The organism is Streptacidiphilus sp. ASG 303 (assembly GCF_020991365.1).
Classification (GTDB): Bacteria; Actinomycetota; Actinomycetes; order Streptomycetales; family Streptomycetaceae; genus Peterkaempfera.
In genome coordinates this window covers 73353-97881 of sequence record NZ_JAJLRA010000024.1, presented here as the reverse complement: position 1 = coordinate 97881, position 24529 = coordinate 73353, and the positions used below count along the sequence as shown (strand labels likewise).

The window sequence follows — 24529 nt, the reverse complement described above, 5'->3', positions numbered from 1 at the left end:
CCAGCGAGCCGTCCTCCAGCGGGTCGGCCGCGTAGCCGACCTTGGCCAGGGCGCGCCTGGTGAACTCGTCGGTGTTGACGATGACCTCGGCGCCGCGCGGCACGTCCGCCAGGTTGGCCTTGAGCGCTGCCGGGTTCATCGCCACCAGCACGTGCGGGGCGTCGCCGGGGGTGAGGATGTCGTGGTCGGCGAAGTGCAGCTGGAAGGACGACACCCCGGGCAGCGTGCCGGCGGGGGCGCGGATCTCGGCGGGGAAGTTCGGCAGCGTGGACAGGTCGTTGCCGAAGGACGCGGTCTCCGACGTGAAGCGGTCGCCGGTGAGCTGCATGCCGTCGCCGGAGTCCCCCGCGAACCGGATGACCACGCGGTCCAGCCGTTTCACCTGCTTGACGGGCCCGCCCGCCGGGCTCCGGGACTCCCCGGGCGGGCTGCCGGGCGCCGCCGCCCCGTCCGCCGCCTCCGTCTGGTCGACCTGGCTGGTCACTGGCCTGGACCTCCCTCGAGGCCACCACGAGCGGGCGCGAGCCGTGTGCTCCCGTCCACGTGGTGCACCGTCCTCATCCTATGCGGGTAAGGGTTGCCTATGTCAGGAGCCCGGGATGCTCGCGGGGCGCCTTTCACCCCCTTCGTCCAACCAGGCGCACGCCGGGTCCGCTCCCCCCGCCGAGGACGGCGCGGGGCAGGCTCGGGCGGGCCTCAGGAGCGCAGGTACGCCAGCACCGCGAGCACCCGCCGGTGGTCCTCCGGGCTCTGGGCGAGCCCCAGCTTGAGGAAGATGTTGCCGACGTGCTTCTCGACCGCGCCGTCGGAGACGACGAGCTGCCGGGCGACGGCGGTGTTGGTGCGGCCCTCGGCCATCAGCGCCAGCACCTCCCGCTCGCGCGGGGTCAGCGACTCCAGCACGTCGGCCCGGCGGCTGCGGCCGATCAGCTGGGCCACGACCTCCGGGTCCAGGGCGGTCCCGCCCGCGGCCACCCGCTCCACGGCCTCGGCGAACTCCCGCACCTCGGCCACCCGGTCCTTCAGCAGGTAGCCGACGCCGCGGGTGGAGCCGGCCAGCAGCTCGGAGGCGTAGCGCTCCTCGACGTACTGGGAGAGGACCAGCACGCCCAGCCCCGGGTGGCGGCGGCGCAGCTCCACGCAGGCCCGCACGCCCTCGTCGGTGTGAGTGGGGGGCATCCGCACGTCGGCGACGACGACGTCCGGGAGGCGGCCGGCGCCGGCCAGCTCCTCGACGGCCGCCAGCAGGGCCGCGCCGTCGCCGACGCCGGCCGCGACCTCCATCCCGCGGTCGGTGAGCAGGCGGGTCAGGCCCTCCCGCAGCAGTACGGAGTCCTCGGCGATGACGACGCGGAGCATGGCGGCCTTCCGGTGGGCGGCTGGACGGCTGGGGGGCTGGGCGGCGGACGGGACCGGCGGACGCCGGTCCGGGCCCAGTCTGGCCCACCGGGCAGCCGCGGCGGGCGGAAGGGCCGGGGTTCCAGGGCGCGGTGCGGCCGGGCGCGTGCGGACCGGCACGGCGGCACAGCTCACGCGGCCCGGCCCACCCGGCCCCGCTCACGCAGTCCGGCTCACCCCGTCCGGCTCACGCGGCCGGGCCCTCCGGGCGCCGCGAGCCGCCCGCTCACATGGTGCGGACGGCCACCGCGTCGCAGAGCCCCTCCAGGGCCGCGCGGGCGGGGCAGTGCGGCAGCCGGCCCAGCAGGGCGCGGGCCTCGTCCGCGTACCGCAGGGTCTCGCGGCGGGCCCGCTCCAGCGCCGGGTGGCGGCGCAGCAGGCCCAGCGCCTCCGCGTGCCGGGCGTCGTCGGCGAGGTCGCCGTCGAGCAGCTCCCGCAGCCGGGTGTCGTCCGGGTCGGAGGGGTCGGCGGGCATGGCGCGCAGCAGCAGCACGGGCAGCGTGGGGACGCCCTCGCGCAGGTCCGTGCCGGGCGTCTTGCCGGACTCGTGGCCGTCGCTGGCGACGTCCAGGATGTCGTCGGCGAGCTGGAAGGCGGTGCCGATCCGCTCCCCGAACTCGGTGAGGACGTCCACCGTCCGCTCGTCGGCGCCGGAGAGCATGGCGCCGAACCGGCAGGAGACCGCCACCAGCGCACTGGTCTTGCCGCTGATGACGTCCAGGTAGTGCCGGACCGGGTCGTCGCCCGGCCGGGGGCCGGCGGTCTCCAGGATCTGGCCGGTGACCAGCCGCTCGAACGCCTCCGCCTGCAGCCGCACCGCCTGCGGGCCGAGGTCGGCCAGCACCTGCGAGGCGCGGGAGAAGAGGAAGTCGCCGGTGAGGATGGCGACGGAGTTGTCCCAGCGGGCGTTGGCACTGGGGGTGCCGCGCCGCACGGGCGCCTCGTCCATCACGTCGTCGTGGTAGAGGGTGGCGAGGTGGGTGAGCTCCACGACCAGGGCGGCCGGGACGACGCCGGGGGCGGCCGGGTCGCCGAAGTGGGAGGCGAGGAGCACCAGCAGCGGACGGAACCGTTTGCCCCCGGCCGCGAGCAGGTGCTGGGCGGCGGCGGTGATGAACGGCGTGTCGCTCTTGGTGGCATCCAGCAACGCCTCCTCGACAGCGGCCATGCCGTACCGGACGTCGGCCTCGAGGGCCTCGTCCTGCATGCTCAGCCCGAAGGGGCCCACGACGGTCACGGAGACCACTCCTGTCGCTGGTCGTTCCTGCGGCCCTGGCGGCGGCCGCCGATGCCATCAAGGGCAGGGTATCCGGTCGCTCTTCGATCACTGCGTGGGCACTGCTCCCCGGGCCCCGCCGACGCCGTCCGGCGGGGGTCCGCGGCCGATGGGCGAGGATGGGGGGACGTGGGCGGGCGCGGCGGGTGCGGAGGAGGTGCGGCGGTGGCGGACGGCGGGACGCGGGTGCTCGGCATGGGCCGGGCCGAGCTCGTGGCGCCGGACTGGCCGCCGCTGACCGGGGACGAGACCGCCCGGCTGCTGGACCGCGTGCCCGGGACCGGCGGCCTGGACGCGGTGCTGTGGCGCAGCCCACGGCCCCTGTCGGCGGGCGCGCTGGTCCGGACCCGCGACGGCCGGCGCCTCTTCGTCAAGCGCCACCACCGCTCGGTGCGCCGCGCCGCCGCGCTGGCGGAGGAGCACCGCTTCCTGGCGCACCTGGCGGCGCGCGGGGCGCCGGTGGCCCGGGTGCTGCCCGACCGGGACGGGGCGACCGCGGTCGCGTGCGGCCCGTGGACGTACGAGGTGCACACGGCGCTTCCGGGCGAGGACCGCTACCGGGACCGCTTCTCCTGGACGCCGTACCTGTCGGCGGCCCAGGCCCGCTCCGCGGGCGCGGCCCTGGCGCGTCTGCACCTGGCCGCCGAGGGGTACGGGGCGCCGCCGCGCGGGCCGCTGCCGCTGCTGGCCTCGCACGAGGTGTTCGGGACGGCCGGCGACCCGGTGGCGGCCCTGGCGGCCTTCGCCGCGGCCCGGCCGGGCCTGGGGGAGCTGCTGGAGCGGGTGGACTGGCGGGGCGACCTGGAGCGGGTCCACCTGCGGCTGGTCCCGGACCGCCCGCCGGAGCCGGCGCCGCTGTGGACGCACGGCGACTGGCACGGCAGCAACCTGCTCTGGGGCGGCGGCGAGAACGGGGGCGGCGGCGGGGACGGCGACGCGGTGGCCGCCGTCCTCGACTTCGGCCTGGCGAACCGGACCACCGCCGTCCACGACCTGGCGACCGCGCTGGAGCGGTGCGCGGTGGAGTGGCTGCGCCTGCCGGAGCTGGGCGCGGCCGCCGTGCACCCCGGTCAGGCGGAGGCGCTGCTGGACGGCTACCGGTCGGTGCGGCCGCTCTCCCCCGCCGAGGCGGCGGCCCTGCCGGAGGTGCTGCCGCTGGTCCACGCCGACTACGCCCTGTCGGAGGCCTGGTACTTCCACACGGTGCTGGGGCGCACTGAGCAGGCGCTGGAGACGTACCGGGACTACTTCACGGGCCACGCGGCCTGGTTCGCCTCGGACGCCGGTCGGGCGTTCACGGACGGCCTGCGCACCATGTGCTCGACGTTCGTGCACCAAGGTCCTGCTCCGAGTGCACGGCAACGACCATAGGGTTCCGGCCGACCGGGGAGGACGAGCGCGTCATCCGCGCCGCCATGCGCAACGGCGAGCGGACCAGTGACGTCATGCGGCGTGCCCTGCGCCTGCTGGAGCGGGAGGTCTGGCTGGCCCAGGCCCGGTCCGACGCCGAGCGGCCGGCCGGCGAGGACCTCTCCGCCGAGGAGGACGCCTGGTGATCCGGGGCGCCGTCTACCGGGTGGACCTGGGCGATGCCGAGCGGGGGCATGAGCAGCGCGGCCGCCGGTACGGCCTGGTGCTGAGCCCGAGCTCCATGCCCTGGACCGTGGCCACGGTCGTTCCCACCTCGACCGGCGCGCAGCCCGCCGTGTTCCGCCCGGAACTGGAGATCGGCGGCACCGTGACCCGGTTCCTGGTGGACCAGCTCCGTTCCGTCGACGTCGACTGCATCCACGGCGAGCCGGTCCACTACCTGGACAGGGACGAGTTGGCCGAGATCGAGCATGCGGTGTCGCACTACCTGGGGCTGTGAACCGCCCGGACGGCCCGGGGGACGGGCGGGCGGTCCCCTCCCGGACGTGCCCGCGCCCCCGGCGCCGCGGGGGCGGCCGGGGGCGCGGGCGCGCGCAGGGGTGCGCGGGTGGCCGGGCGGGTCAGCGGACGAAGACCGACGCCTTGTCCGCCAGGTCGAGGAAGTACTGCGGCAGCAGGCCGAGCACGACCGTGACCAGCACGCCGAGGCCGATGGCGGTGGCGGTGAGCGGGCTGGGGACCGCCACGGACGGGCCGTCCGCCTTCGGGTCGGAGAAGAACATCAGGACGATGACGCGGATGTAGAAGAAGGCCGCGACCGCCGACGACAGGACGCCCACGACCACCAGCGGCACCGCGCCGCCGGACGCCGCCGCCTGGAAGACGGCGAACTTCCCGGTGAAGCCGGACGTCAGCGGGATGCCCGCGAAGGCCAGCAGGAAGAGCGCGAAGACCGCCGCCACCAGCGGCGAGCGCCGCCCGAGGCCGGCCCACCGCGACAGGTGGGTGGCCTCGCCGCCCGCGTCGCGGACCAGGGTGACCACGGCGAAGGCGCCGAGGGTCACGAAGGAGTACGCCGCCAGGTAGAAGAGCACCGAGGAGACGCCCGCCCGGTCGGTGGCGATCACGCCGGTGAGGATGAACCCGGCGTGGGCGATGGAGGAGTACGCCAGGAGCCGCTTCACGTCGGTCTGGGTGACCGCCAGGACCGCGCCCGCCACCATGGTGAGGATGGCGACGCCCCACATCACCGGCCGCCAGTCCCACCGCATGCCGGGCAGGGCCACGTACAGCAGCCGCAGCAGGGCGCCGAAGGCGGCGACCTTGGTGGCGGCGGCCATGAAGCCGGTGACCGGGGTGGGGGCGCCCTGGTAGACGTCCGGGGTCCAGGCGTGGAAGGGGACGGCGCCGACCTTGAAGAGCAGGCCGACGGCGAGCATCGCCAGGCCGATCAGCAGCAGGGCGTCGTTCCCGGTGGTGCCCGACAGGGCCGGGGTGACGGGGGCCTTGCCGGAGACCACGTCGGCGATGCCGCCGAGCGACACGGTGCCCGCGTAGCCGTAGAGCAGCGCGGTGCCGAAGAGGAAGAAGGCGGAGGCGAAGGCGCCGAGGAGGAAGTACTTGACGGCCGCCTCCTGGGAGAGCAGGCGGCGCCGCCGGGCGAGGGCGCAGAGCAGGTAGAGCGGCAGGGAGAAGACCTCCAGCGCCACGAACATGGTCAGCAGGTCGGACGCGGCGGGGAAGAGCAGCATGCCGGCGACCGCGAACAGGGTGAGCGGGAAGACCTCGGTGGTGGCGAAGCCCGCCCTGGCCGCCGCCTTCTCCTGGTCGCTGCCGGGCACGGCGGAGCCCTGCGGGGCGAAGGCGTCCACGGGCGCGCCGTCGGCACCGCGCGGCTCCAGCCGCCGCTCGGCGAAGGAGAGCACGGCGACCACGGCGACCAGCAGGATGACGCCCTGGAGGAAGAGCGCGGGTCCGTCGACGGCGACCGCGCCCATGGCGGCGAGGCCGGCCCGGGTGGTGGCGTGGCCGCTCGCCGCGAGCGCGACCACGGCGGCGAAGGCGCCGGCGAGGCCCAGCAGGGCGATGGCGACCTGGCCGGTGTACCGGGCGCGCCGGGGCAGGAAGGCCTCGGCGAGGATGCCGGCCACGGCGGCGCCGAGGACGACGAGCATGGGCGACAGCTGCCCGTACTCGATGTGCGGCGCGGGGATGGCGGGGTTGTCGCCCGCCGCCGTCCACAGGGTGTGGACGGCGGCGGCCGTTGCGGGGGCGGTCACTTCGCCACACCTCCGGGGGAGTCGGTGCCGGCGGTCGTGTACGAGAACCACGGCTGCTCGGCGGCCGGGTGGGCCGGCTTCGGGTCGGTGCGGTGGACGTCGGCCATGGTGGCGCCGACGGCGGGGTTGACGATGTCGGCGACCGGCTTGGGGTAGACGCCGAGGACGACCAGCAGGACGATCAGCGGGGCGACGACCGCCACCTCGCGGACCCTCAGGTCGGCCATGGAGCCGACGCCCTCGCGGACCGGGCCGGTCATGGTGCGCTGGTACAGCACCAGGACGTAGAGCGCGGCCAGCACGATGCCGAGGGTGGCGACGACGCCGAGCGCCGGGTACCGGGTGAAGGTGCCGACCAGGACCAGGAACTCGCTGACGAACGGCGCCAGGCCCGGCAGCGACAGCGTCGCCAGGCCGCCGACCAGGAAGGTGCCGGCCAGCACCGGGGCCACCTTCTGCACGCCGCCGAAGTCGGCGATGAGGCGGCTGCCGCGCCGCGAGATGAGGAAGCCGGCGACCAGCATGAGGACGGCGGTGGAGATGCCGTGGTTGACCATGTAGAGGGTGGCGCCGCTCTGGCCCTGGGTGGTCATCGCGAAGATGCCCAGGATGATGAAGCCGAAGTGGGAGATCGACGCGTAGGCGACGAGTCGCTTGATGTCCTTCTGGCCGACGGCGAGCAGGGCGCCGTAGAGGATGCCGACCACCGACAGCACCAGGATCGCCGGGGCGAAGTACGTGGACGCGTCGGGGAAGAGGCCGAGGCAGTAGCGGAGCATCGCGAAGGTGCCGACCTTGTCGACGACCGCGGTGATGAGCACGGCGGTGCCGGCGGTGGACTCCCCCATCGCGTTGGGCAGCCAGGTGTGCAGCGGCCACAGCGGCGCCTTGACGGCGAAGGCGAAGAAGAAGCCGAGGAAGAGCGCCTTGCCCACCGTCGGGTCGATCGCGAGCTTCCCGTCGGAGACGGCCCGGGTGATCGTCGCCAGGTCGAAGGTGCCGCCCCCGCCGCTGCCGAGCCCGGCGCGGGCGGTGAGGGTGTACAGGCCGACGACGGCGGCCAGCATGACCAGGCCGCCGACCAGGTTGTACAGCAGGAACTTGACGGCGGCGTAGGAGCGCTGCCGCGCGGCGTCCGGCCCGCCCGCCCGGTCCCCGAAGCCGCCGATGAGGAAGTACATCGGGATGAGCATGGCTTCGAAGAAGACGTAGAAGAGGAAGACGTCGGTGGAGAGGAACGAGACCAGCACCATCGCCTCGACGGCCAGCACCAGGGCGAAGAAGCCCTGGGTGCGGCGCGGCCCCTCGAAGCTGTGCGGGTCCTCGGGGTCGGCGTCGTGCCAGGAGGCCAGCATCACCAGCGGCACCAGCACGGCGGTGAGCAGCGCCAGCACCACGCCGATGCCGTCGACGCCGAGCGAGAAGGAGATCCCGAAGCTGCGGATCCAGGTGTACGACTCGGTGAGCTGGTAGCGGTCGCCGCCCGGGTCGAAGCGGGCGGTGGCGACCGCCGCCAGGGCGAGGGTCGCGGCGGAGAAGGCCAGGGCGACGGCCTTGGGGGTGCGCCGCCTGGCCGCGGTGGTCGCGGCCGGCAGCGCCGCGGTGACGACCGCGCCCACCGCCGGCACGGCGGCGGTGACGGTCAGCAGCGGAAAGGGCATCAGACCGACCTCATCAGGAGAGTGGTGGCGACCAGGACCGCGGCGCCGCCGAACATGGAGAGGGCGTAGGAGCGGACGAAGCCGTTCTGCAGCCGCCGCATCCGGCCGGAGAGGCCGCCGACCGCGGCGGCGAGGCCGTTGACGAAGCCGTCCAGGCCCTTGCTGTCGGCGTAGACCAGGCCGCGCGTCAGGTACTCGCCGGGGCGGACCAGGACCGCGTGGTTGATGTCGTCCTGCAGCAGGTCGCGGCGGGCGGCGCGGGTGAGGGCGGAGCCGACCGGCGGGGTGACCGGCACGGGCTGGCGCCCGTACACGGCCCAGGCCCAGGCGACGCCGGCCGCGACGCAGGCCAGGGTGAGGCCGCTGACCGCGACCGGGCTCAGCGGCGAGTCGCCCTCGGCGTGGCCGGTGATCGGCTCCAGCCAGTGCAGGAAGGCGTTGTTGAGGGCGAAGAGGCCGCCCGCGAGGACCGAGCCCACCGCGAGGACGACCATGGGGACCGTCATCACCGCGGGCGACTCGTGCGGGTGCGGCTCGCGCCCCTCCGCGTCGGTCCGCCAGCGCTTCTCGCCGAAGAAGGTCATCAGCATCACGCGGGTCATGTAGAACGCGGTGACCGCCGCGCCGACCAGGGTGACCGCGCCGAGGATCCAGCCCTCGGTGCCGCCCTTGGCGAAGGCGGCCTCGATGATCCGGTCCTTGGACCAGAAGCCCGACAGGCCGGGGAAGCCGATGATCGCCAGGTAGCCGAGGCCGAAGGTGACGAAGGTGACGGGCATGTACTTCCTGAGGCCGCCGTAGTGGCGCATGTCCACCTCGTCGTCCATGCCGTGCATGACCGAGCCCGCGCCGAGGAAGAGCCCGGCCTTGAAGAAGCCGTGGGTCACCAGGTGCATGATCGCGAAGGCGTAGCCGACCGGGCCGAGGCCCGCCGCCAGCACCATGTAGCCGATCTGCGACATGGTCGAGCCGGCCAGCGCCTTCTTGATGTCGTCCTTGGCGCAACCGACGACCGCACCGAAGAGCAGGGTGACCGCGCCGACGCAGACGACGACCAGCTGGGCGTCGGGCGCCAGGTTGAAGATGGCCGCGGAGCGGGTGATGAGGTAGACGCCGGCGGTGACCATGGTGGCGGCGTGGATGAGGGCCGAGACCGGGGTCGGGCCCTCCATGGCGTCGCCGAGCCAGGACTGCAGCGGCACCTGGGCGGACTTGCCGCAGGCGGCCAGCAGCAGCATCAGGCCGATCGCGGTGAGCTTCCCCTCGCCCGCGTCCCCGGCCGTGGCGAAGACCGGGCCGAAGGCGAAGGAGCCGAACTGCGCGAACATCAGCATGATCGCGATCGACAGGCCGACGTCGCCGACGCGGTTGACGATGAAGGCCTTCTTGGCGGCGGTCGCCGCGCTGGGCTTGTGCTGCCAGAAGCCGATCAGCAGGTACGAGGCGAGGCCCACGCCCTCCCAGCCGACGTACAGCAGCAGGTAGTTGTCGGCGAGGACCAGCAGCAGCATCGCCGCGAGGAAGAGGTTGAGGTAGCCGAAGAAGCGGCGGCGGCGCTCGTCGTGGGCCATGTAGCCCACCGAGTACAGGTGGATGAGGCTGCCGACGCCGGTGATCAGCAGGACGAAGGTCATGGACAGCTGGTCCAGCTGGAAGCCGACGTCGGCCTGGAACCCGCCCACCGGCACCCAGGAGTACAGGTGCTGGTGGACCGGCCGCTGGTCGGCGGGCTGCGCCAGCATGTGGGCGAAGAGGGCCGCACCGGCCGCGAAGGAGGCGGTGGAGGCGAGGAGGCCCAGCCAGTGGCCGAGGCGGTCCAGGCGGCGGCCGCCGAGGAGCAGCAGGGCTGCCCCCGCGAGCGGGGCCGCGACGAGCACGGGGATGAGTGCGTTCACGGGTTCGTCTGCCTCCGCCTACAGCTTCATGAGGTTGGCGTCGTCGACGGACGCCGAGTGCCGGGTGCGGAAGATGCTGACGATGATCGCCAGGCCGACCACGACCTCGGCGGCGGCGACCACCATGGTGAAGAACGCGATGACCTGGCCGTCCAGGTTGCCGTGCAGCCGGGAGAAGGTGACCAGGGCCAGGTTGGACGCGTTCAGCATCAGCTCGACGCACATGAACAGGACGATCGCGTTGCGCCGGACCAGGACGCCGGTGGCGCCGATGGTGAAGAGCAGCGCCGCGAGGTACAGGTAGTTGACGGGGTTCACTGCTGCTCGGCCTCCTCGGTGCGGGCCCCGCTGCGGGTCTCCGGACGGGCTTCCTCGCGGGCGGCGTCGCCGGCCTCGTCCCCGGCGCCCGCGGCCAGCGGGACGCGGGCGGAGGCCGCCACCCGGCGCGGCGGGGGCGTGCGGCCGAGGTAGTCGGCGGTGGAGGTCTCCAGCTGCTCCATGCGGCGCAGCATGTCCCCGCTGACGTCCCGGATCTGGCCGCGGGCGCGCAGCGTCGGGTTGACGGTGAGGTCGGAGGTGGTGCCGTCGGGCAGCATGCCGGGGATGTCCACCGCGTTGTGCCGGGCGTAGACGCCGGGCGCGGGCAGCGGGGTGACCTGCACGCCCTCGCGGACGCGCCGGGCGGCCAGCTCGCGCTGGGTGGCCCGCTCCTCGGTGCGCTCCCGGTGGGTGAGCACCATGGCGCCGACGGCGGCGGTGATCAGCAGGGCGCCGGTGACCTCGAAGGCCCAGACGTACCGGGTGAAGACCAGCCGGGCCAGGCCCTGCACGTTGCCGTCGGCGTTGGCCTGCGCCAGGCCGGTGAAGGTGCGGAGGCGGGCGTTGGCGATGCCGGCCATGAGCAGCACGCCGAAGCCGGTGCCGCAGAGGGCGGCGGCCCACCGCTGGCCCCGCAGGGTCTCCTTGAGGGAGTCGGCCGAGGTGACGCCCACGAGCATGACGACGAAGAGGAAGAGCATCATGATCGCGCCGGTGTAGACGACGATCTGGACGACGCCGAGGAAGACCGCGCCCTGCGCCATGTAGCAGACCGCGAGGGCCAGCATGGTGGCGGCGAGGCAGAGCGCGCTGTGCACGGCCTTGCGCATGAGGACCATGCCGAGGGCGCCGCCGACGGCGACCACGGCCAGGATCCAGAACTGCACGGCCTCGCCGGTGGAGGTGGCGCCCGTGACGGCCGCGGCCAGGTGTGCGGTGGTCATGACCGGCCCGCCTCCTCGGCCTCGTGCCCGGCCGCGTCCCGGGACCGGGACTGGGTCTCGGTGCCGGGGGCGGCGCCGGTGACCTCGCCGCGGTAGTAGGCGCCCTCGTCGGTGCCGGGGTACATGGCGTGCGGCGGGGGGACCATGCCCTCGGTGAGGCCGGCCAGCAGCTGCTCCTTGGTGAAGATCAGGTCGGCGCGGCTGCGGTCGGCGAGCTCGTACTCGTTGGTCATGGTGAGCGCCCGGGTGGGGCAGGCCTCGATGCAGAGCCCGCAGAGGATGCAGCGGGCGTAGTTGATCTGGTACACCGCGCCGTACCGCTCGCCCGGGGAGTAGCGCTCCTCCTCGGTGTTGTCGGCGCCCTCCACGTAGATGGCGTCGGCGGGGCAGGCCCAGGCGCACAGCTCGCAGCCGACGCACTTCTCCAGGCCGTCGGGGTGCCGGTTGAGCTGGTGGCGGCCGTGGAAGCGGGGCGCGGTCTCCTTCTTCTGCTCGGGGTACTGCTCGGTGAGGCGCTTCTTGAACATGGCCTTGAAGGTCACGCCGAATCCGGCGGCCGGGCCCAACATGTCAGGCACCGTCGGCTCCCTTCGGGTCGGAGGTGCCGCCGCCCACGGCGGCGGGTTCGCCGGGCTCCTCCAGTGCGGGGGACGGCTGCTGGACGCGGCTCCTGCGCCGCGGTACGGGCGGGAGCTCCTGGCCGGGCATGGGCGGGACGGGGAAGCCGCCCGCCATGGGGTCGAAGGGCTCCTGCGGCTGCTCCGGTCCGGCCTTCTCCCGGCGCCGCAGGACGTCCCAGACCGACATGAGCAGGATGACCACGAGGATCGGCGCGCCGACGTAGAGGACGACCTGGGGGAAGCCGTAGCCCTCGTTGCGCAGCGCGCGGACGGTGGCGACCAGCACCAGCCAGACCAGCGAGACCGGGATGAGGACCTTCCACCCCAGCTTCATGAACTGGTCGTAGCGGAGCCGGGGCAGGGTGCCGCGCAGCCAGATGAAGAAGAAGAGCAGCAGCTGGATCTTGACCGTGATCCAGAGGATGGGCCACCACCCGTGGTTGGCGCCCGCCCAGACGGCGCTGACCGGCCACGGGGCCCGCCAGCCGCCCAGGAAGAGGGTGGAGGCGACGGCCGAGACGGTGACCATGTTGACGTACTCGGCGAGCATGAACATCGCGAACTTCAGCGAGGAGTACTCGGTGTTGAAGCCGCCGACCAGCTCGCCCTCGGCCTCGGGGAGGTCGAAGGGGGCGCGGTTGGTCTCGCCGACCATGGCCACGATGTAGACCAGGAAGGAGACCGGCAGCATCACCGCGAACCACCGGGGCTGCTGCGCCTCGACGATCTGCGAGGTGGACATCGACTTGGAGTAGATGAACACCGCGGCGAAGGAGAGGCCCATCGCGATCTCGTAGGAGATCATCTGCGCCGCCGAGCGCAGGCCGCCGAGCAGCGGGTACGTGGAGCCGGACGACCAGCCGGCCAGCACGATGCCGTAGATGCCGACCGAGGCGGTGGCCAGGATGTACAGCATGCCGATCGGCAGGTCGGTGAGCTGCATCGTGGTGCGGGTGCCGAAGATCGAGACCTCGTGCCCGGCCGGGCCGAAGGGGATCACCGCGAAGGCCATGAAGGCCGGGATGACGCAGACGATCGGGGCCAGGACGTAGACGGCCTTGTCGGCGCCGGTGACGACCAGGTCCTCCTTGAGGGCCAGCTTCACGCCGTCGGCGAGCGACTGGAGCATGCCCCAGGGGCCGTGCCGGTTGGGGCCGATCCGCAGCTGCATCCAGGCGACGACCTTGCGCTCCCAGACGATCGCGATCAGCACCGTGACGACCAGGAAGGCGAAGGTGAAGACGGCCTTGAGGAGCACCAGCCACCAGGGGTCGGTGCCGAAGAGGCCGGCCTGCTGCGCGGTGTCGGCGAGGGCCGCGGGGGTCATCGGTCCTCCTCCCCGTTCTCGGAGGGGTTCTCGGAGGGGTTCTCGGAGAGGCTCCCGGAGGGGCCCGCCGGGACGGCGGGCGCCGGCGCGACGGAGACGACGCTCCCGGTGCCGGTGCCCAGCGCCCGCAGGGCGCCGCCGTCGGTGGAGTTGAGCGGGAGCCACACCGTGCGGTCGGGCATCCCGGCGGTGACGGCGAGCGGCAGGACCACCGACCCGGCGGGGCCGGTGACGGCGACCGGGGCGCCGTCGGCGGCGCCGGCCTCGGCGGCGGTCGCGGGCGAGAGCCGGACGACGGCGGGGTGGCGGGTGCCGGCCAGGTGGACGTCGCCGTCCTGGAGCACGCCGCGGTCCAGCAGCTGGCGCCAGCCGCCCAGGACGGCCTGGCCGGCGGCGGGCCGCGGCACCGGGCCGCGGTGCTCGGCCGGGGCCGGGGCCCGGGTGCCGGTCCACGGGCCGAGGGCGTCCAGCTCGCGGCGGGCCGCGGTGAGGTCCGGGAGGCCCAGGTGGACGTCCATGGCGTCGGCCAGCATGGCGAGGACCTGCAGGTCGGAGCGGAGGTGCCGCTGCGTCTGCTGGTCCGGCTTGAGGGCGGCCTCGAAGAGCCGCACCCGCCCCTCCCAGGTGAGGAAGGTGCCGGCCTTCTCCGCGACGGCCGCCACCGGCAGCACGACGTCGGCGCGGGCGGTGACCGCGGAGGGCCGCAGCTCCAGGCTGACGAGGAACGGCACCGCGTCAAGCGCGGCCTCGGCGGCGGCCGGGTCCGGCAGGTCGGCGGTCTCCACGCCGCCGACCAGCAGCGCCCCCAGCTCGCCGGAGGCGGCGGCCGACAGGATCCGCCCGGTGTCGCGCCCGGCGTCGACCGGGATCGCGGCGATGCCCCAGGCGGCGGCGGTCTGCGCCCGCGCGTCGGGGTCGGCGGCGGGCCGTCCGCCGGGCAGCAGGCCCGGCAGCGCGCCGGCCTCCAGCGCGCCCCGCTCCCCGGCCCGGCGCGGCACCCAGGCCAGGCGGGCGCCGGTGGCGCGGGCGAGCCGCAGGGCGGCGGTGAGCGCGCCCGGCACGGTGGCGAGCCGCTCGCCGACCAGGACGACCGCGCCCTCGGCGCGGAGCAGGTCGGCGGCGCGGCCCGCGTCCTCGACCAGGGGCTCGTCGCCGGCGAGGGCGTCCAGCCACTCGGCCTCGGTGCCGGGCGCCGCGGGCAGCAGGGCGCCGCCGAGCTTGGCCAGGCCCCGGGAGGCGTGGGTGGCGAGCGAGAAGACCCGCAGGCCCCTGCGGGAGGCCTTGCGCAGCCGCAGGAAGACGATCGGCGACTCCTCCTCGGGCTCGAGGCCCGCGAGGAGGACTGCCGGGGCGGCCTCCAGCGTCCGGTACGAGACGCCCGCCCCGTCGAGGTCGATCCCGTGCCCGGCGACGGCGGCGGCCAGGAAGGCGGCCTCCTCGGCGCTGTGCGGGCGGGCGCGGAAGTCGACGTCGTTGGTGGCGAGGGCGACCCGGGCGAACTTGGCGTACGCGTAGGCGTCCTCGACCGTGGACCGGCCGCCCACCAGGACGCCCGCGCGCCCGCGGGCGGCGGCGAGCCCGGCGGCGGCCCGCTCCAGGGCCTCCGGCCAGGAGGCGGGGACGAACTCCCCGTCCTCGCCGCGGACCAGCGGGGTGGTGAGCCGGTCGCGCTGCTGGGCGTAGCGGAAGGCGAACCGGCCCTTGTCGCAGTTCCACTCCTCGTTGACCTCCGGGTCGTCCCCGGCGAGGCGGCGCAGCACCTTGCCGCGCCGGTGGTCGGTGCGGACCGCGCAGCCGGAGGAGCAGTGCTCGCAGACGCCGGGCGAGGAGACCAGGTCGAACGGCCGCGACCGGAACCGGTACGCGGCGGAGGTGAGCGCGCCCACCGGGCAGATCTGGATGGTGTTGCCGGAGAAGTACGACCGGAAGTCGTCGCCCTCGCCGGTGCCCACCTGCTGCAGGGCGCCGCGCTCCACCAGGTCGATGAAGGGGTCGCCCGCGATCTGCTGCGAGAAGCGGGTGCAGCGGGCGCACAGCACGCACCGCTCGCGGTCCAGCAGGACCTGGGTGGAGATCGGAACGGGCTTGGCGTAGGTCCGCTTGGCGCCCTCGAAGCGGGTGTCGGGGGCCCCGGTGGACATGGCCTGGTTCTGCAGCGGGCACTCGCCGCCCTTGTCGCAGACCGGGCAGTCCAGCGGGTGGTTGATGAGCAGCAGCTCCATCACCCCGCGCTGCGCCTTCTCGGCGACCGGGGAGGTGGCCTGGGTGCGGACGACCATCCCGTCGGTGACGGTCGTGGTGCAGGAGGCCAGCGGCTTGCGCTGCCCCTCAACCTCGACGATGCACTGGCGGCAGGCCCCGGCGGGGTCCAGCAGCGGGTGGTCGCAGAACCGGGGGATCTGGACGCCGATCAGCTCCGCGGCGCGGATCACCAGGGTGCCCTTGGGCACCTGGAGGTCGACGCCGTCGATGGTGACGGTGACAAGGTCTTCCGGTGGCGGCGCCGCGGCCGTCCCTTCCGGTGTGCCGGTGGTGACGGTCATTTAGGCGAGCACCCCCTTCTCCTGGGCGGGCCGGCGGGCGGCGTTTCCGTTGACGGCGGGCTGCCGCCCGGCCCAGACGGTGGACGCCGCCGGGTCGAAGGGGCAGCCGCGCTGGGCGATGTGCTGCTCGTACTCCTCGCGGAAGTACTGGAGCGAGGAGGTGATGGGGCTGGCGGCGCCGTCGCCGAGGGCGCAGAAGGACTTGCCGAAGATGTTGTCGGCGATGTCCAGCAGCTTGTCCAGGTCGGCCTGGACGCCCTCGCCGGCCTCGATGCGGCGCATGAGCTGCACCAGCCAGTAGGTGCCCTCGCGGCAGGGGGTGCACTTGCCGCAGGACTCGTGGGCGTAGAACTCGGTCCACCGGGTGACGGCGCGGACCACGCAGGTCGTCTCGTCGAAGACCTGGAGGGCCTTGGTGCCGAGCATCGACCCGGCGGCGCCGACGCCCTCGTAGTCGAGGGGCACGTCCAGGTGCTGGTCGGTGAACATCGGGGTGGAGGAGCCGCCCGGCGTCCAGAACTTCAGCCGGTGGCCCTCGCGCACGCCGCCGCTCATCTCCAGCAGCTGCCGCAGGGTCACCCCGAGCGGCGCCTCGTACTGGCCGGGGTTGGTGACGTGCCCGGAGAGGGAGTAGAGGGTGAAGCCGGGGGACTTCTCGCTGCCGAGCGAGCGGAACCACTCCTTGCCGCGGTGCAGGATGGCCGGCACCGAGGCGATGGACTCCACGTTGTTGACCACGGTCGGGCAGGCGTACAGGCCGGCGATCGCGGGGAACGGCGGCCGGAGCCTGGGCTGGCCGCGGCGGCCCTCCAGGGAGTCCAGCAGCGCGGTCTCCTCGCCGCAGATGTACGCGCCGGCGCCCGCGTGCACGGTGATGTCCAGGTCGAAGCCGGAGCCCTGGATGTCCCGGCCGAGCAGGCCCGCCTCGTACGCCTCGGCGACGGCCGCCTGGAGGCGGCGCAGCACCGGGACGACCTCGCCGCGCAGGTACACGAAGGCGTGGCTGCAGCGGATCGCGTAGCTGGCGATCACCATGCCCTCGATGAGGCTGTGCGGGTTGGCGAAGAGCAGCGGCATGTCCTTGCAGGTGCCGGGCTCGGACTCGTCGGCGTTGACGACGAGGTAGTGCGGCTTGCCGTCGCCCTGCGGGATGAACTGCCACTTCATGCCGGTGGGGAAGCCGGCGCCGCCGCGGCCGCGCAGGCCCGCGTCCTTGACCAGGGCGATGACCTCGTCGGGCTGCATGCGCAGCGCGGCGGCGAGGCCCTGGTAGCCGTCGTGGCGGCGGTAGGTGTCCAGCGTCCAGGGCCGGTGGTCGTCCCAGGTGGCGGAGAGGACCGGGGTGAGGAGCTTCTCCGGTCCCGCCTCCCCGACCAGGCTGTCGGCGGTCATCGGTCCTCGCCTCCTTCCGGCTCGGCGGGTCCGGCGGCGTCGCCGGTGCGGTGGGGGTCGGACGCGGCCGTCTCGGCGGGCGCGTCGTGCGCGGAGGGGGCGCCCTGCGACGGGCCCCCCGGCGCCGCGTCGGCGCCGTCCTGGTGGCGGGGGGAGACGACCCTGGCCGCGCCGCCGCCCGGCAGGGTCTCGCCGCGGGCGAGGCGCAGCCCGGCGAGGGAGGGGGCGCCGCCGGCGCCGGACGCGTCGAGCGCGCCGGGCCGCTCGTCGGGGAACCCGGCGAGGATGCGGGACGTCTCCCTGAACGTGCAGAGCGCCGCGCCCCGGGTGGGGAGGACCGTGTGGCCGGCCCGCAGGTCGTCCACGAGCCGCTTGGCGCTCTCCGGCGTCTGATTGTCGAAGAACTCCCAGTTCACCGTCATCACCGGCGCGTAGTCGCAGGCGGCGTTGCACTCGATGTGCTCGATCGAGACAGCGCCGTCCTCGGTGGTCTCGTTGTTCTCGATCCCGAGGTGCTCCTTGAGCTCGGCGAAGATCTGGTCGCCGCCGAGGACCGCGCACAGGGTGTTGGTGCACACCCCGACGTGGTACTTCCCGGCGGGCCGGCGCCGGTACATGGTGTAGAAGGTCGCCACCGCGGTGACCTCGGCCGTGGTGAGGCCGAGCTGCTCGGCGCAGAACCGGATGCCGGTGGGGCTGACCCAGCCCTCCTCGGACTGCACCAGGTGCAGCAGCGGCAGGAGTGCGGAGCGGGCCACCGGGTAGCGGCCGATCAGCTCCTTCGCGTCGGCGTCCAGCCGGGCCCGCACGTCCGCGGGGTAGTCCGGCGCCGGCAGCGCCGGCATGCCGAGCCCCACGGGCTGCGCCGCGGGCCCCTCGTGGGTCGTCGCCGTCTCGTGGGTCGTCACCGGTCCACGCCTCCCATCACCGGGTCGATGCCGGCCACCGCGACGATGACGTCGGCGACCTGGCCGCCCTCGCACATCGCCGCCATGGACTGCAGGTTGGTGAACGACGGGTCGCGGAAGTGGACCCGGAACGGCCGCGTGCCGCCGTCGCTCACCGCGTGCACGCCGAGTTCGCCCTTGGGGGACTCCACGGCCGCGTACGCCTGCCCGGCCGGGACGCGGAAGCCCTCGGTCACGAGCTTGAAGTGGTGGATCAGGGCCTCCATGGAGGTGCCCATGATCTTCCGGATGTGGTCGAGGGAGTTGCCCATGCCGTCGGGCCCGATGGCGAGCTGGGCCGGCCAGGCGATCTTCTTGTCCTCGATCATCACCGGTCCCGGCCGCAGCCGGTCCAGGCACTGCTCCACGATCCGCAGCGACTGCTTCATCTCCTCCAGGCGGATGAGGAACCGGCCGTAGGAGTCGCAGGTGTCGGCGGTGGCGACCTCGAAGTCGTAGGTCTCGTAGCCGCAGTAGGGGTCGGACTTGCGCAGGTCGTGCGGCAGGCCGGTGGAGCGCAGGATCGGGCCCGTCACGCCGAGCGCCATGCAGCCGGCCAGGTCCAGGTGGCCGACGTCGACCAGGCGGGCCTTGAAGACCGGGTTGTCGGTGGCCAGCTTGTCGTACTCGTGCATCCGGGAGCGCAGCAGCTTGACGCCCTCGCGGACCTGGTCGACGGCGCCGGAGGGGAGGTCCTGCGCGAGGCCGCCGGGGCGGACGTACGCGTGGTTCATCCGCAGGCCGGTGACCAGCTCGAAGATGTCGAGGATGATCTCGCGGTCCCGGAAGCCGTAGATCATCAGCGTGGTGGAGCCGATCTCCATGCCGCCGGTGGCGAGGCAGACCAGGTGGGAGGAGATCCGGTTGAGCTCCATCATGAGGACCCGGATCACGGTCGCCCGGTCGGGCACCTGCTCGGTGACGCCGAGGAGCCGCTCCACCGCGAGGCAGTACGCCGTCTCGTTGAAGAGCGGCGTCAGGTAGTCCATGCGCGTGACGAAGGTGGTGCCCTGCGTCCAGCTCCGGAACTCCATGTTCTTCTCGATGCCGGTGTGCAGGTAGCCGATGCCGCAGCGGGCCTCGGTCACCGTCTCGCCGTCGATCTCGAGGATGAGCCGGAGCACGCCGTGGGTGGACGGGTGCTGGGGGCCCATGTTGACGATGATCCGCTCGTCGTCCGCCCTGCCGGCGGCCGCGGCCACGACCTCGTCCCAGTCACCGCCGGTGACCGTGAAGACGCGCCCCTCGGTGGTCTCCCGGGTCCCCGCCGCGGCGGCCCCTGCTGTCTGCTGGCTGTCCGTCATCAGGAGTACGACCTCCGCTGGTCGGGCGCCGGGATCTGGGCGCCCTTGTACTCGACGGGGATGCCGCCGAGCGGGTAGTCCTTGCGCTGCGGGTGGCCCAGCCAGTCGTCCGGCATCATGATCCGGGTGAGCGCGGGGTGGCCGTCGAAGACGATGCCGAAGAAGTCGTACGCCTCGCGCTCGTGCCAGTCGTTGGTGGGGTAGACCGCGACGGTGGACGGGATGTGCGGGTCCGCGTCGGGCGCGGACACCTCCACCCGGACCAGCCGGCCGTGGGTGAGCGACCGCAGGTGGTACACCGCGTGCAGCTCGCGCCCGTGGTCGCCCGGGTAGTGGACGCCGCTCACGCCGAGGCAGAGCTCGAAGCGGAGCGCCGGGTCGTCGCGCAGGGTGCGGGCGACCTGGAGCAGGTGCTCGCGGCGGACGTGGAAGGTCAGCTCGCCGCGGTCGACGACGGTCTTCTCGACCGCCTCGGCGGGGCCGGCGCCGCGGCCCGCCTCCGCCTGCTCCTCCAGCGCGCCCTCCAGCTCGTCGGCGACCTCGTCGAACCAGCCGCCGTACGGGCGCGTACTCCCGCCCGGGAGCGTGACCGGGGCGACCAGGCCCCCGAAGCCGGAGGTGTCGCCGGTGCCCCGGGTGCCGAACATGCCGCGGCGGACGCCGATGACCTCCTCGCGGCCGCCCTCGCCGCGGGGGGCGGGGAGGGAGCCGTCGGCCTTCCCGTTCGCGCCGTTGTGGCCGTTCGCGCCGTTGTGGCCGTTCGCGCCGCCCGACCCGTTGGCGCCGCCGGCGCCGTTGACGCCGCTCACCGCAGCAGCCCCTTCATCTCGATCGTCGGGACCGCCCGCAGCGCCTCTTCCTCGGCCTGCTCCTCCGCCCTGCGGCGGTTCACGCCCAGCTTCTCGTGCTGGATCTTGTCGTGGAGCTTGAGGATCGCGTCCATCAGCATCTCGGGCCGCGGCGGGCAGCCGGGCAGGTAGATGTCGACGGGCACGATGTGGTCGACGCCCTGGACGATCGCGTAGTTGTTGAACATGCCGCCCGACGAGGCGCACACGCCCATGGAGATGACCCACTTCGGGTTCGCCATCTGGTCGTAGACCTGGCGGAGCACCGGGGCCATCTTCTGGCTCACCCGCCCGGCGACGATCATCAGGTCGGCCTGGCGCGGCGAGCCGCGGAAGACCTCCATGCCGAACCGCGCCAGGTCGTACCGGCCCGCGCCCGTCGTCATCATCTCGATGGCGCAGCAGGCCAGTCCGAAGGTGGCCGGGAAGAGCGACGCCTTCCGCACCCACCCGGCGGCGGTCTCCACGGTGGTGAGCAGGAAGCCGCTCGGCAGTTTCTCCTCGATACCCATGTGTTCGCCTCTCAGCTAGTCCCACTCGAGACCGCCGCGCCGCCACACGTAGGCGTAGGCGACGAAGACGGTGGCGATGAAGAGCAGCATCTCGACCAGCCCGAAGATCCCCAGGGCGTCGAAGCTGACGGCCCACGGGTAGAGGAAGACGATCTCGATGTCGAAGACGATGAAGAGCATCGCCGTGAGGTAGTACTTGATCGGGAAGCGCCCGCCCCCGACCGGCTGCGGGGTGGGCTCGATGCCGCATTCGTAGGCCTCGAGCTTGGCCCGGTTGTAGCGCTTCGGGCCGGTGAGTGAGGCCATCACGATGGATCCCACCGCGAAAGCCGCCGCGATGGCACCGAGTACGAGGATCGGCGCGTAAGCGTTCATACGCCCCCGCTCCCTCCGCAGGTCGTCCTTGACTGCATTCGGACCGTTCGGTTCCGGGCTCGTGATCACCTCATGTGAGGCAGTTCACAAACCCCGATTCGGCTGCATCCTATGCCCGTGCGCATGTGATCTGCGACACGCGGTTGCGGGTGGTCTTTGTGATCTACGCCACCTGACGATCGATCATGGTCGGTGAAGCGGGCACACTCTGCTCACAAGCGGTCCCGCTGCGTCATCACCGCCGGTGAAACGCCTGCTCGGAGGGGCGCTCCACTATCAGCCCACGCCGTCCCAGTGCAAATTTGTGACCCTCCGGATGGCGTGTTAACCGCCCTCACCCTCCCGGGTGGCCCCGGCCGCGCCCCCGCTTGACCGGTGCGCGCGGCGCCGCGGGACGGCCGCGCTCCCCCGCTCCCCTCCTGCCTCCCCGGCCCCCGGGACCCCGCCGTCCGGCGCGCGGCCGGGCCGGATTGCCCCCCGGTTCACAAGCGGCCGGGACCGCCGTGGCCCGGAACGGCCCCGCCCCGGGACGGCCGCGCCCGGAACGGCCGCGCCCGCCCCCTCGCGGCGGCGAGGGGGCGGGCGCGGGTCACGCGGTCCCGTCGCCGAGGAGCCGCTCGGACTCCTCCGGCGTCAGGGGGACGGGCGGCGGCCCCGGGTCGGTCAGCATCGCGAGGAGCCGGCGGCAGGCCGACGCCTCGTCCGGGAACCGCTCCAGCACCCGGCGCCGGCCGCGCTCGTGCACACCGACGGCCCAGCCGCCGGACGCCTCCTCCAGGTAGAGGCGGTCCGCCGGCCAGGGCCCGCCGCCCAGGCCCTGGATCTCGTACGCCGCGTCGGGGACCCCCGCGGCCCGGAGCGCCCCCCGAAGCCCCCGCCGGTCCCGGACGTCCGGGGCCCCGGGGGTCCCCGGGCCGCGCCCGGCGGGGCCGTCCGCCCCGGTCAGTTCGCCCGCTCCAGGTTGCCGCTGCGCAGCAGGCTGTTCACGGAGACCCCGGCCGGCAGCGTCGGGCAGAAGGAGCTGGAGGTCACGAACTGCACCCCCTGGCCGGGCTGCTCGAAGGCCGGGGCGGCCGGGCCGGCGCACACGGTGGTGTCCTTCTTCACCCGGTACAGGTGGTAGTTGTACGGGTACCGGGCGTCCTCGGTGTCGAGGTTGGACGGCGGGATCGACCGCTCCCCGTACTTCGCCCCCGCAGGCGCGAGGAAGCTGCCGAACTCGTTGCCGAACCGGTCCAGCAGCCGTCCCGGGTGGAGCGTCAGGGGGGCCGCGATGACGTGGCCGCCCGCGTCGTGCTCGAAGCCGTCGTCCGGCGGGTACCGCCAGTCGCCCCGGCCCAGGTCGCGGGAGGGGTCCCACCACCGGTTGAGGAACTCCACCGGTGTCAGGCCGCCCAGCCGCCGGTACCCGGCGAGGATGCTCCCGAGGACGCCGGTGCGCGGCAGTTCGGCGGGGCCGAGCCGCCAGTCGCCGCACACGAAGGGCGTCCGGACGGCGAAGGCGTACGGCGGCGGCACCAGCCCCAGGCACGGGGACCGGTCCGGCTCCGCCCCGTGGGGCCGCACCCGGCCCGCGGGGACGGCGGCGGGGACGGCGGGGACGCGCACGGCGGCCGCCGCGGGCGTCCGCGCGCTCGCGGGGGCGGTGGCGGAGGGGGCGAGGAACAGGGAGCCGGCGAGTCCGGCCGCGGCGGCCAGGCCCGCGGACCGTCGGAGCGAGCGCAACGGGACCTCCAGGGTGACGAGTGTCCGGAGGGCGTCGACCCGGGGCGGGGGGAGAGGGACCCGTCGGGACTGCACGACGCACCGGACTCATCACACGGGGACGGGTGGCGGGCGGCAATCGGGGCAGGGCCGGACGGCCGAACACGGCGTCAGGCGCCCGGGGCAGGACGGCGCGGCCGCCGGTCCGCCTCCCCCGTCCGCCCGCACACGCGTGCGGACGGGGGGCCCGCGGACGGGGGCGCGCGGACGCGGCGGGGCCCGGCCCGCGCGGCGGCGGACCGGGCCCCGGGACGGTCGGGAAGGCGTCAGGCGTTCGGCGCCACCTTCGCGAGGCCGTTGATGATGCGGTCCATCGCGTCGCCGCCCTGCGGGTCGGTCAGGTTGGCGAGGAGCTTGAGGACGAAGCGCATCAGCATCGGGTGGGTCAGGCCGCGCTCGGTGGCCAGGCGCATCACCCGCGGGTTGCCGATGAGCTTCACGAAGGCCCGGCCGAGCGTGTAGTACCCGCCGTAGACGTCCTTGAGGACCCGCGGGTACGCCTCCAGCGCGCGCTCGCGGCCGGCGGGGGTGGTCCGGGCGTGGGCCTGCACGACCACGTCGGCGGCGATCCTCCCCGACTCCATGGCGTAGGCGATGCCCTCGCCGTTGAACGGGTTGACCATGCCGCCCGCGTCGCCGACCAGCAGCATGCCGCGGGTGTAGTGCGGCTGCCGGTTGAAGGCCATCGGGAGGGCCGCGCCGCGGATCGGCTCGGTCATGTTCTCCGGGGTGTAGCCCCACTCGGCCGGCATGTTGGCGCACCACGACCTCAGCAGCTCGCGGTAGTCGATCTCACCGAAGGAGGAGGTGGTGTTGAGCAGGCCGAGGCCGACGTTGCTGGTGCCGTCGCCCATGCCGAAGACCCAGCCGTAGCCCGGCATGAGGGTGTTCTGCCCCTTGCGGCGGTCCCAGAGCTCCAGCCACGACTCCAGGTAGTCGTCGTCGTGGCGGGGGCTGGTGAAGTACGTCCGGTACGCGACGCCCATCGGGCGGTCCTCGCGGCGGTGCAGGCCCATCGCGAGGGACAGCCGGGTGGAGTTGCCGTCGGCGGCGACCACCAGCGGGGCGGTGAAGACCGCCGGCCGCTTCTCCTCGCCCAGCTTCACGGTGACGCCGGTGATCCGGCCGGTGCGGTCGTCCAGCACCGGTGCGCCGACGTTGGCCCGCTCGTACAGCCGCGCGCCGGCCTTCTCCGCCTGGCGGACCAGCAGCTCGTCGAAGTCGGCGCGCTTGCGGACCAGGCCGTAGTCGGGGAAGGAGGCCAGGTCGGGCCAGTCCAGCTCCAGGCGCACGCCGCCGCCGATGATCCGCAGGCCCTTGTTGTGGAGCCAGCCGGCCTCCTCGGAGACGTCGATGCCCATGTCCACGAGCTGCTTGACGGCGCGGGGGGTGAGGCCGTCGCCGCAGACCTTCTCCCGGGGGAAGGCCGACTTCTCCAGCAGCAGGACGTCCAGGCCCGCCCGGGCGAGGTGGTACGCGGTCGTCGCGCCGGCGGGCCCGGCGCCGACCACGATGACGTCGGCGGTGCCCTCGACGGGCCCGTGCGGCTCCGCGGCGGCGGCGTCGGCAGCGGTGGTCCGGTCAGCGGCGGTATCGGTCACGGTCGGCACTCCTGGCTGCTCTCGGCTCGTCCGGTCCGGTCCGGGTCCGGACCGGGTCAGTCTATGGGCCGTCCCCGGCCGCGGACCGGGCCGGGCGCCGGTGCGTCCCGGCGGCGCCCGGCGGAGGGGCGGGGCGGGCCGCCGGACGGGGCGG

At 74.0% G+C, this 24529-nt stretch carries 23 protein-coding genes; 3 read left to right on the top strand and 20 right to left on the bottom strand.

Annotation, left to right across the window (positions count from 1 at the left end):
- The 3 genes from LO771_RS23855 to LO771_RS23845 form a co-directional block, all read right to left on the bottom strand.
- A partial coding sequence (locus LO771_RS23855) for a 2-oxoacid:acceptor oxidoreductase family protein (protein ID WP_230746324.1) occupies window positions 1-484 on the bottom strand: 484 nt, incomplete at its 3' end.
- A gap of 212 nt (window positions 485-696) precedes the next feature.
- Window positions 697-1359: a response regulator transcription factor gene (locus LO771_RS23850; RefSeq protein WP_230746309.1), complete on the bottom strand. Its 663-nt coding sequence runs from the start codon at window positions 1357-1359 to the stop codon at window positions 697-699.
- Window positions 1360-1624: 265 nt separating this feature from the next.
- On the bottom strand, window positions 1625-2635 hold the full coding sequence (locus tag LO771_RS23845) for a polyprenyl synthetase family protein (RefSeq protein ID WP_230746307.1): 1011 nt from the start codon (window positions 2633-2635) through the stop codon (window positions 1625-1627).
- Between the two features lie 204 nt (window positions 2636-2839).
- Between LO771_RS23845 and LO771_RS23840 the strand changes: the two genes are divergently transcribed.
- From LO771_RS23840 to LO771_RS23830, 3 genes are read left to right on the top strand one after another with little or no spacing between them, the layout of a single operon-like run.
- Entirely contained in the window at window positions 2840-4045 is a 1206-nt protein-coding gene (locus tag LO771_RS23840) for a phosphotransferase (RefSeq protein ID WP_230746305.1), read from the top strand.
- A 44-nt stretch (window positions 4046-4089) separates the two neighbouring features.
- A complete protein-coding gene (locus LO771_RS23835; protein WP_230746303.1) occupies window positions 4090-4230 on the top strand; it encodes a hypothetical protein in 141 nt (46 codons plus the stop codon).
- Window positions 4227-4544, top strand: coding sequence for a type II toxin-antitoxin system PemK/MazF family toxin (locus tag LO771_RS23830; RefSeq protein WP_308188988.1), 318 nt, complete (start codon window positions 4227-4229; stop codon window positions 4542-4544). Before LO771_RS23835 ends, LO771_RS23830 begins: the two co-directional genes overlap by 4 nt.
- Before the next feature lie 121 nt (window positions 4545-4665).
- On the opposite strand, the gene nuoN is transcribed toward LO771_RS23830, so the two are convergent.
- The 17 genes from nuoN to LO771_RS23745 all read right to left on the bottom strand — a co-directional run bounded on the left by nuoN (window position 4666) and on the right by LO771_RS23745 (window position 24288).
- Window positions 4666-6324 (bottom strand): NADH-quinone oxidoreductase subunit NuoN, encoded by a 1659-nt coding sequence (nuoN, locus tag LO771_RS23825; RefSeq protein ID WP_230746301.1) that lies wholly within the window; start codon window positions 6322-6324, stop codon window positions 4666-4668.
- On the bottom strand, window positions 6321-7985 hold the full coding sequence (locus LO771_RS23820; protein ID WP_230746299.1) for an NADH-quinone oxidoreductase subunit M: 1665 nt from the start codon (window positions 7983-7985) through the stop codon (window positions 6321-6323). The genes nuoN and LO771_RS23820 overlap by 4 nt, the downstream gene beginning before the upstream one ends.
- Window positions 7985-9880 carry an NADH-quinone oxidoreductase subunit L gene (gene nuoL / locus LO771_RS23815; protein ID WP_230746297.1) on the bottom strand — a complete coding sequence of 632 codons (1896 nt, stop codon included), beginning with the start codon at window positions 9878-9880 and terminating at the stop codon, window positions 7985-7987. Before nuoL ends, LO771_RS23820 begins: the two co-directional genes overlap by 1 nt.
- 18 nt (window positions 9881-9898) lie before the next feature.
- Window positions 9899-10198, bottom strand: coding sequence for an NADH-quinone oxidoreductase subunit NuoK (gene nuoK / locus LO771_RS23810; protein ID WP_230746295.1), 300 nt, complete (start codon window positions 10196-10198; stop codon window positions 9899-9901).
- A complete protein-coding gene (locus LO771_RS23805) occupies window positions 10195-11142 on the bottom strand; it encodes an NADH-quinone oxidoreductase subunit J (RefSeq protein WP_230746287.1) in 948 nt (315 codons plus the stop codon). The genes nuoK and LO771_RS23805 overlap by 4 nt, the downstream gene beginning before the upstream one ends.
- Window positions 11139-11711 carry an NADH-quinone oxidoreductase subunit NuoI gene (gene nuoI, locus LO771_RS23800; protein ID WP_230746350.1) on the bottom strand — a complete coding sequence of 191 codons (573 nt, stop codon included), beginning with the start codon at window positions 11709-11711 and terminating at the stop codon, window positions 11139-11141. The genes LO771_RS23805 and nuoI overlap by 4 nt, the downstream gene beginning before the upstream one ends.
- 1 nt (window position 11712) lies before the next feature.
- On the bottom strand, window positions 11713-13089 hold the full coding sequence (nuoH, locus tag LO771_RS23795; protein WP_230746285.1) for an NADH-quinone oxidoreductase subunit NuoH: 1377 nt from the start codon (window positions 13087-13089) through the stop codon (window positions 11713-11715).
- Window positions 13086-15632: an NADH-quinone oxidoreductase subunit G gene (locus LO771_RS23790; RefSeq protein WP_230746283.1), complete on the bottom strand. Its 2547-nt coding sequence runs from the start codon at window positions 15630-15632 to the stop codon at window positions 13086-13088. Before LO771_RS23790 ends, nuoH begins: the two co-directional genes overlap by 4 nt.
- Window positions 15633-17024, bottom strand: a complete 1392-nt coding sequence (nuoF, locus tag LO771_RS23785) for an NADH-quinone oxidoreductase subunit NuoF (protein ID WP_230746281.1) — start codon at window positions 17022-17024, stop codon at window positions 15633-15635. It abuts the gene before it with no gap.
- A complete protein-coding gene (nuoE, locus tag LO771_RS23780; protein ID WP_230746348.1) occupies window positions 17021-17869 on the bottom strand; it encodes an NADH-quinone oxidoreductase subunit NuoE in 849 nt (282 codons plus the stop codon). Before nuoE ends, nuoF begins: the two co-directional genes overlap by 4 nt.
- 59 nt (window positions 17870-17928) lie before the next feature.
- On the bottom strand, window positions 17929-19275 hold the full coding sequence (locus tag LO771_RS23775; protein WP_230746279.1) for an NADH-quinone oxidoreductase subunit D: 1347 nt from the start codon (window positions 19273-19275) through the stop codon (window positions 17929-17931).
- Window positions 19275-20084 (bottom strand): NADH-quinone oxidoreductase subunit C, encoded by an 810-nt coding sequence (locus LO771_RS23770; protein ID WP_230746277.1) that lies wholly within the window; start codon window positions 20082-20084, stop codon window positions 19275-19277. Before LO771_RS23770 ends, LO771_RS23775 begins: the two co-directional genes overlap by 1 nt.
- Window positions 20081-20635: an NADH-quinone oxidoreductase subunit B family protein gene (locus LO771_RS23765; protein ID WP_230746275.1), complete on the bottom strand. Its 555-nt coding sequence runs from the start codon at window positions 20633-20635 to the stop codon at window positions 20081-20083. The genes LO771_RS23770 and LO771_RS23765 overlap by 4 nt, the downstream gene beginning before the upstream one ends.
- Window positions 20636-20650: 15 nt before the next feature.
- The gene (locus LO771_RS23760; RefSeq protein ID WP_230746273.1) at window positions 20651-21010 is read right to left on the bottom strand and encodes an NADH-quinone oxidoreductase subunit A; all 360 of its coding nucleotides are present in this window, start codon (window positions 21008-21010) and stop codon (window positions 20651-20653) included.
- Window positions 21011-21599: 589 nt separating this feature from the next.
- A complete protein-coding gene (locus tag LO771_RS23755) occupies window positions 21600-21755 on the bottom strand; it encodes a hypothetical protein (protein WP_230746271.1) in 156 nt (51 codons plus the stop codon).
- Between the two features lie 197 nt (window positions 21756-21952).
- Window positions 21953-22735 carry a TNT domain-containing protein gene (locus LO771_RS23750; protein WP_230746269.1) on the bottom strand — a complete coding sequence of 261 codons (783 nt, stop codon included), beginning with the start codon at window positions 22733-22735 and terminating at the stop codon, window positions 21953-21955.
- Between the two features lie 305 nt (window positions 22736-23040).
- The gene (locus LO771_RS23745; RefSeq protein ID WP_230746346.1) at window positions 23041-24288 is read right to left on the bottom strand and encodes a geranylgeranyl reductase family protein; all 1248 of its coding nucleotides are present in this window, start codon (window positions 24286-24288) and stop codon (window positions 23041-23043) included.
- Between the last annotated feature and the right edge of the window lie 241 nt (window positions 24289-24529).